The organism is uncultured Thiodictyon sp. (assembly GCF_903828115.1).
Lineage (GTDB): Bacteria > Pseudomonadota > Gammaproteobacteria > Chromatiales > Chromatiaceae > Thiodictyon.
The window spans coordinates 1-6,768 of the sequence record NZ_CAIKKU010000525.1 but is presented as its reverse complement, the minus strand read 5'-3'; the positions used below and the strand labels follow the sequence as shown (position 1 = coordinate 6,768).

At 65.6% G+C, this 6,768-nt stretch carries 8 protein-coding genes; 1 reads left to right on the top strand and 7 read right to left on the bottom strand.

The window, feature by feature from the left end; genetic code table 11:
- Positions 1-111: 111 nt before the first annotated feature.
- The 7 genes from QZY48_RS19505 to QZY48_RS19475 form a co-directional block, all read right to left on the bottom strand.
- Complete coding sequence (locus QZY48_RS19505; RefSeq protein ID WP_295434308.1) at positions 112-2,094, bottom strand: heme lyase CcmF/NrfE family subunit; 1,983 nt, start codon at positions 2,092-2,094, stop codon at positions 112-114.
- Complete coding sequence (gene ccmE / locus QZY48_RS19500; protein WP_295434307.1) at positions 2,091-2,573, bottom strand: cytochrome c maturation protein CcmE; 483 nt, start codon at positions 2,571-2,573, stop codon at positions 2,091-2,093. The genes QZY48_RS19505 and ccmE overlap by 4 nt, the downstream gene beginning before the upstream one ends.
- On the bottom strand, positions 2,570-2,767 hold the full coding sequence (gene ccmD / locus QZY48_RS19495; protein ID WP_295434305.1) for a heme exporter protein CcmD: 198 nt from the start codon (positions 2,765-2,767) through the stop codon (positions 2,570-2,572). Before ccmD ends, ccmE begins: the two co-directional genes overlap by 4 nt.
- Complete coding sequence (gene ccsA / locus QZY48_RS19490; protein ID WP_295434303.1) at positions 2,764-3,525, bottom strand: cytochrome c biogenesis protein CcsA; 762 nt, start codon at positions 3,523-3,525, stop codon at positions 2,764-2,766. Before ccsA ends, ccmD begins: the two co-directional genes overlap by 4 nt.
- 13 nt (positions 3,526-3,538) lie before the next feature.
- Positions 3,539-4,210 (bottom strand): heme exporter protein CcmB, encoded by a 672-nt coding sequence (gene ccmB / locus QZY48_RS19485; RefSeq protein ID WP_295434301.1) that lies wholly within the window; start codon positions 4,208-4,210, stop codon positions 3,539-3,541.
- Between the two features lie 20 nt (positions 4,211-4,230).
- Positions 4,231-4,848, bottom strand: coding sequence for a cytochrome c biogenesis heme-transporting ATPase CcmA (gene ccmA, locus QZY48_RS19480; protein ID WP_295434309.1), 618 nt, complete (start codon positions 4,846-4,848; stop codon positions 4,231-4,233).
- Positions 4,849-5,282: 434 nt separating this feature from the next.
- Positions 5,283-5,732: a MarR family transcriptional regulator gene (locus QZY48_RS19475; RefSeq protein WP_295434299.1), complete on the bottom strand. Its 450-nt coding sequence runs from the start codon at positions 5,730-5,732 to the stop codon at positions 5,283-5,285.
- Positions 5,733-6,046: 314 nt separating this feature from the next.
- Here QZY48_RS19475 and QZY48_RS19470 point away from each other — a divergent pair, with 314 nt between their 5' ends.
- The gene (locus QZY48_RS19470) at positions 6,047-6,742 is read left to right on the top strand and encodes a hypothetical protein (protein ID WP_295434297.1); all 696 of its coding nucleotides are present in this window, start codon (positions 6,047-6,049) and stop codon (positions 6,740-6,742) included.
- The last annotated feature ends 26 nt before the right edge of the window (positions 6,743-6,768 follow it).

Below are 6,768 nucleotides of genomic sequence, written 5' to 3'. Positions count from 1 at the left end.
TATATTCCAAAACCCACAACTACAACGACAACGACAACGACAACGATAACGTACCCGGGATCTCGGTCACCGCATCCGTTCTGATCGCACCCGGACGTCCGCTTCCCGCCATCAGGCCGCCGCCGCGCCGGCCGGCAAGGTCGCGGCGCTGGTGCGGCGGGCTGAACGGTAGCGCCGGTCGCTGACCGCCAAGAGGCCGCCCAAGGCCATCAGGATGCCGCCCAGCCAGATCCAGCGCACATAGGGCTTGTAGTAGAGCCGCACCGCCCAGTCGCCCTGATCGCCGACCGGCTCACCCAGTGATACATAGAGGTCACGCAGCAGCCCGGGGTCGATCCCCGCCTCGGTCATGGGCATGCCGCCGGCCACATAGGCGCGCTTCTCCGGTTGCAGGACGGCGATCTGCCGGTCCCCCCGGAAGACGTGGAACTCGCCCCGTCTGGCCTGGTAGTTGGGGCCGGCGATGGTCGTGACGCCGTTGAACTGGAAGCGATAGCCGGCCGTTTCGTGGACCGCGCCGGGCGACATCCGCACGTCGGTCTCGATCCCGAAGCTGGTGACCATGGTGACGCCGACGATGGAGACGGCGATGCCGATATGGGCCAGCCACATGCCGTACCAACTGCGGCCCTGACCGCCCAGGTCGGTCGTGAACCCGCGCAATCCGCGCTGGGTCAACCGCTCGCCCAGGGCGATCAGGTGGGTGAGGACAAGCCAGGCGGTGAGTCCGAGGCCCAGCCCCACATGGAAATTCCCCGGCAGGATCAGACCAGTCGCGGTGATCGCCCCAATGATCAGGCTCACCGCCAGCGCCAGCCAGAGCAGCCGCAGCAGGCGGCCCGCGTCATCGTGCTTCCAGCGGGTGAGGGGGCCGATGCCCATGGCCAGCACCAGGAGCGGCGAGAGGGCCACGAACATCATGTTGAACCAGGGGAAGCCGACCGAGATCTTGCCCCAGCCGGCCGCCTCGTAGATCAGCGGGGCCAGGGTGCCGAAGAGGACCAGGGCCGCCAAGGCGGCAAGCAGCAGGTTGTTGATCAACAGAAAGCTCTCGCGCGAGACGAGATCGAAGCGCCCGCCCGCTGAGATCGCCGGGGCGCGCCAGGCATAGAGCGCCAGCGAGCCGCCGATGACGATGACCAGAAAGGCCAGGATGAAGGTCCCCCGCGCCGGGTCAGTGGCAAAGGCGTGGACCGAGGTCAGGACCCCGGAGCGCACCAGGAAGGTCCCGAGCAGTGAGAGGGAGAAGGCGGCGATGGCGAGCAGCACTGTCCAACTCTTGAAGGCCCCGCGCTTCTCGGTCACGGCCAGCGAATGGATCAGGGCGGTGCCCACCAGCCAGGGCATGAAGGAGGCGTTCTCCACCGGGTCCCAGAACCACCAGCCGCCCCAGCCCAGTTCGTAGTAGGCCCACCAGGAGCCGAGTGCGATACCAATGGTGAGGAAGATCCAGGCGACCGTGGTCCAGGGGCGCGACCAGCGCGCCCAGGCCGCGTCCAGCTTGCCGCCGATCAGTGCCGCGATGGCGAAGGCGAAGGCGACCGAGAAGCCCACGTAGCCCATATAGAGCATCGGCGGGTGGATGGCGAGCCCGAAGTCCTGCAGCAGCGGATTGAGATCCCGGCCCTCCAGCGGCACCGGGAAGATTCGCTCGAAGGGGTTGGAGGTCAGCAGCATGAAGAGCAGAAAGCCGATGGCGACCATCGCCTGGACCGCGATCACGCGCGCGATCATCGGCAACGGCAGGTTGCGGCTGAAGAGCGCGACCGCCGCCCCCCAGCCGGCCAGCAACAGGGCCCACAGGAGCAGCGAGCCCTCGTGGGCGCCCCACACGGCGGACATCTTATAGAGATCGGGCAGCAGGCTGTTGGAGTTGGTGGCGACATAGACCACCGAAAAATCGCTGGTCAGGAAGGCCTGCATCAGACAGGCGAAGGCCAGGAAGAGGAAGGTCAACTGACCCACGGCCAGGGGGCGGGCCAGCTCCATCCAGGCGCGGCGGCCGTTGAATGAGCCCCAGAGCGGGAAGATCGCCTGGGTGACGGCGAGGCCCAGGGCCAGGATCAGGGCGAAGTGACCGAGTTCGGGGATCATTGGGCCCCCCCGGGGCGCGCCGCCGAGGTCGTCGTTGCGGCGGCCGGCGTGCCTTGGGACTGGGCCGTCTTGAGACTGTCCGCTACCTCGGGCGGCATGTAGGCCTCATCGTGTTTGGCCAGCACCTCCTCCGCATAGAAGACCCCGTCGGGTCCCAGACGTCCCCTGGTCACGGTCCCCTGGCCTTCCTTGAAAAGGTCCGGGAGTATGCCGGTATAGGAAACCTTGACGCTCTGCGCCAGGTCGGTCACGTCGAAGGTCACGGTCAGCCCGTCCGCCCCCCGGTTCAGCGACCCCTTGTTGACCAGCCCGCCGAGACGAAAGACCCGATCGGCCGGGGCCTCCTTCGCCAGCACCTGCGACGGGCTGAAGAAATAGGAGATGTTGCTTTGCAGTGCGCTGATGGCGAGCGTCGCCGCGGCGCCGACGCCCAGGATCGCCACGCCCACCAGCACCAGTCGCTTGTGTCTTGCCTTCATTGCTTGTCTCCCGCGTTGCGCAACCGCAGCAGGCGCTGCAGCCGCGCCAGAACCGCACGCCGGTCGCGGCGCAGTCCCAGTGTCTCGATGACCAGCAGCGCCAGGGTCATGCCGTAGGCGCTCCAGATGTAACCGCCGTAACCGCCTTGTGAAAGGAATTCCAGCATCTTATTCATGATGTTCATGATGTTCATGATCCCCGCGCCTGAGCCCGCACCAGGTCCTGAACCCAGGCGGCCTCGGCCTCGCGGGTGAGGATGATGCCGCGCACGCGCATCAGGGTCGTTGCGAATGAGTACATCCAGAGTCCCAGGGTCATGGTGAGCATTGCGAACAGGATATTGCCGTCGACCTTGCCCAGTCCCGAGCGCTGATGCAGCGCCGCGCACTGGTTGGGGTCCGGGCAGTTGATGGACCAGAAGATCACCGGCACCATCACCAGGCCGACGATCGCCAGGAGCGCGGCCGCCCGGTCGGCGCGGCGACTGTCGTCGATGGCCGAGTGCAGGGCGATGTAACCGATATAGAGAAAGAACAGGATCAGCTCCGAGGTCAGGCGCGGGTCCCAATCCCAATAGGTGCCCCAACTCGGGCGCCCCCAGATGGCCCCGGTCCACAGGGCCAGGAAGGTGAAGATGGCCCCGGTCGGCGCAATGGCATTGGCCATCATGAAGGACAGCCGCGTCTTGAACACCAGCCCCACCGCCGCCCAGGCGACCAGCACCGCATAGAGCCACATCGACATCCAGGCCGTGCCGACATGGATAAAGATGATCCGGTAATAGTCCTTCTGGGCGTTGCTGCCGCCGAGCTGGTCCGGGGTCTGAAAAAAGCCCCAATAGAGCGCGATCAGGATGAAGGCCGCCGCCAGTACCCAGAACACGGGGATCAGCCGGCCCGCCAGTGGATAGAAGCTAGCCGGAGCGGCGAATCTGGACCAGGGTTTTGTCATCGGGATATCCGTGCTATTCAATCGAGATCCGCAGGGCGGCGGCGCAGGCCAAGGGCGCCAGGGCGAGTGCGGCCACCAGGAAGGCCGCGAGCAGGGTCAGATAGGGTTGGGCCTCGCCGAGCGACGCGGCGCCGACCGTCACGGCCCCGGCCCCATAGACCAGCACCGGGATGTAGAGCGGCAGGATCAGGAGTGCCAGGAGGATCCCGCCGCCGCGCAGCCCGAGCGTCAGGGCCGCGCCGATGGCCCCGATCAGGCTCAGCACCGGGGTGCCCAGGAGCAGCGACAGCATCATGACGGCGACGCTCGAGTCCGTCAGGTGATACTGCATCCCGACCAGGGGCGCGATCAACACCAGGGGCAATCCGGTCAAGAGCCAATGGGCCGTGACCTTGGCCAGGGTCAGCAGCACCAGCGGCTGATCGGTCAACAACAGTTGCTCCAGGGTCCCGTCCTCGTAGTCCGCGGCGAATAGCCGCTCCAGGGCCAGCATGGACGCCAGCAGGGCCGCCACCCAGACCACGCCCGGGCCCAGGACGCGCAACACCGCCCGCTCGGTCCCCACGCCCAGCGGGAACAGACTCACCACGATCACAAAGAAAAAGAGCGTGGTCAGCACGTCGGTACGTCGCCGCATGGCCAGCAGCAGGTCGCGGTGCAGTACGCTCCAGAAAACCGTGAACATCGGCCTTAGTCCCTGCGCGCTCAGGCGCCCAGGTCCAGGTGACGCGCCTGACCCGAGGTCAGGGGCACCGCCTGGTGGGTGGTGAGCACCGTGAGTCCGCCCGCCGCCACATGACCGGCGATCAGGCCCTGGAGCAGGTCCACCGCGTCCAGGTCCAGCGCGGTAAAGGGCTCGTCCAGGACCCACAGCGGCGCCCGGCTCAGGATCAGGCGCGCCAGGGCCACCCGCTTCTTCTGCCCCTGCGACAGCATCCGCGTCGGCAAGTCCTCGAAGCCGGCGAGCCCCAGCCGCCCCAGTGCCGCCCAGAGCGCGTCGCGGCCCACCCGGTCGCCGTCAAGGGTGGCCGCCAGGCGCAGGTTCTCCACCCCGGTGAGATCCCCTTTGATGCCGTTCAGATGACCCAGATACAAGAGATCCCGCCGGAAATCCTCCGCCAGGGTCCGGATCGACTCGCCTTTCCAGCGTACCTCACCGGAGTCCTGGGTAAAGAGCCCGCAGAGGGTCCGCAGCAGGGTCGTCTTACCGCTGCCGTTGCGCCCGCGCACATGCAGCAGGGTCCCGGCCTCGATCTGAAAGTCCAGTCCGCAGAACAGCAACCGGTCGCCGCGCCGACATTCGAGCTTCGCCACCTGGAGCATGGGGTCGGGCAATCCGTAAGCGGGGTAGTGGGTCAAGACGGCGCCCGGGCAGAACCCTGGCTGCCAGGGCGAGGACGCGAGGGCCGCTCGGGACGGCGACAAGCGGCAACCATAAACGCTGGGGGCGGTTTCTACAACTTAACTGAAGTTCACGCGGGGTTTGGTCGTGCATCCCCGCGCCCGCGCGTCCGGCATTAGGCGAACTCGCCGCCCCAGGCACCGCACCCCACTGGCGCCGGGGCAGGAGCGGCATGTCCATGCTAACGGCCATGGCCGGCGCGCCAGCCACCCCGGAAGACGAACGCCTCTGGTAGAGCGGCTTGCAGCCGCGCTGCGACGCCGCGATAACCTGCGACGCCACGGCATTTTGCGAGACTCTGTCGCGGCTGCAAGCCGCTCCCACAGGGTCCCGACCGGACTTTTAAGGTAAAGCCCTAAGACGCGGCGCGTAACATGAAATCCACATGCACTGCATCGAAGGGAAACTCAATCGCACCAGCGGGGGTCTTCTCCAGCAGCCCGGCGTTGAGCAATATCTGTACATCGGTATGGACCGCTTTCACATCGCGTCCGACCCGGCGCGCGGCCTCGCGCACACTGACCGGTCCGGCGCCGGCCAATGCCAGCAGGAGCCCCCAGCGTTTCGGTGTCAGGGTCCGCCACAAGTCGGCGACGCTGGCGAAGGTGCGCCAGGCGCCTTGCGGCTCGCCGGCCATCGCCCGCAGAAAGCGGGCGTTGGTCTCGTCGCGGCTGGCGACGCCAATGGTGACCGCGTTCATGTCAGTTCCTCCAGGCGTCGGCGTCGGCACCTGCCACACCCGCAACTCGGCGAAGGCGTGTTCACCCTGTTGTGATCGCTCGTTCAGCAGTTCTTGCGCCTTCATGGAGGAAGGATCAACGCCGCGGCGGGCGTTGTCAATGGGAACAACGCCCGGTGTTGACAACCGTGCCCTGCGGGGCTTCGGCCGAGCGGTTGGGGGCTGGGGCAGGGGAACATACCCGCCGAGGGGCGGGCGGCAGGTGGTCAGTTGGTGCGTTGGCCGTAGTTGGGAGTCTCGACTGTGAACCGTGTTTGGAATCGCGCATTTTCAGGGTAGTGTTCGCAATAGGAACGGAATTTCTCCTGATGGGTTGACGGGTCGTTGGGCATGGATTAGCCTCAGCCACGATTCCCCAACGTCCATAGCGAGGTTCAGACATGCCGATCTTCAATCCCTCCATGCGCGGTCGATGGCTTGCCGCGGTGCGGGCGCTCGCGGCGCTTTCGGTCTTGGCGATTGCCTTCGCGGCCCCTGCGAACGCTGATTGTGACGTGCCCCAAACCCTTACGTTCGACAAACCGTTTACCGCCACGGACGTCATCGCGTCGTTCGCCGACGCTGACTGCACGTTGCAGAAGCTTGCCAGCGATACTATTTTTTATCGCTACTACAGCTACCCTGTGGCTCCTACTATCAATATCGGTCGTTTTTTGACCACCAACCTTTATGAAATAAATTCAGAGGCGATCGTAAAGTTGGCGCTTTATCCCTTCCCGCCCAATGTGCAGTTTCAGAACTTTGCCTATTACCGGGAGCAGGTGCTGGTCAAGGCCGAGACCGAACTCTACCGCGGGCTTGCGGGCCCTCAACCTGCCGCCGATACCAGTTCTTGCTATGCCGGCGGGGCGGCACAGTATTTTTTTGCCGGCGCCGATATCAGCACCAATACCAGCTTTACCTTTACGTGGAAAGCCGCGCTCACCAAGGATACGAACTACGTGAATCAATATGGCGTCGGCGATCCCTGTAATGTGGTGCCGGTACCCGGCACGCTGGGGCTGCTGGGAATCGGCGCTTGCTTGCTGCTGACCAGGGTGAATACCAGGCGTCGGGTGAGTCGGCCTTGGTCATAACGCCGACGGCAACCCGTCGCGGCCTG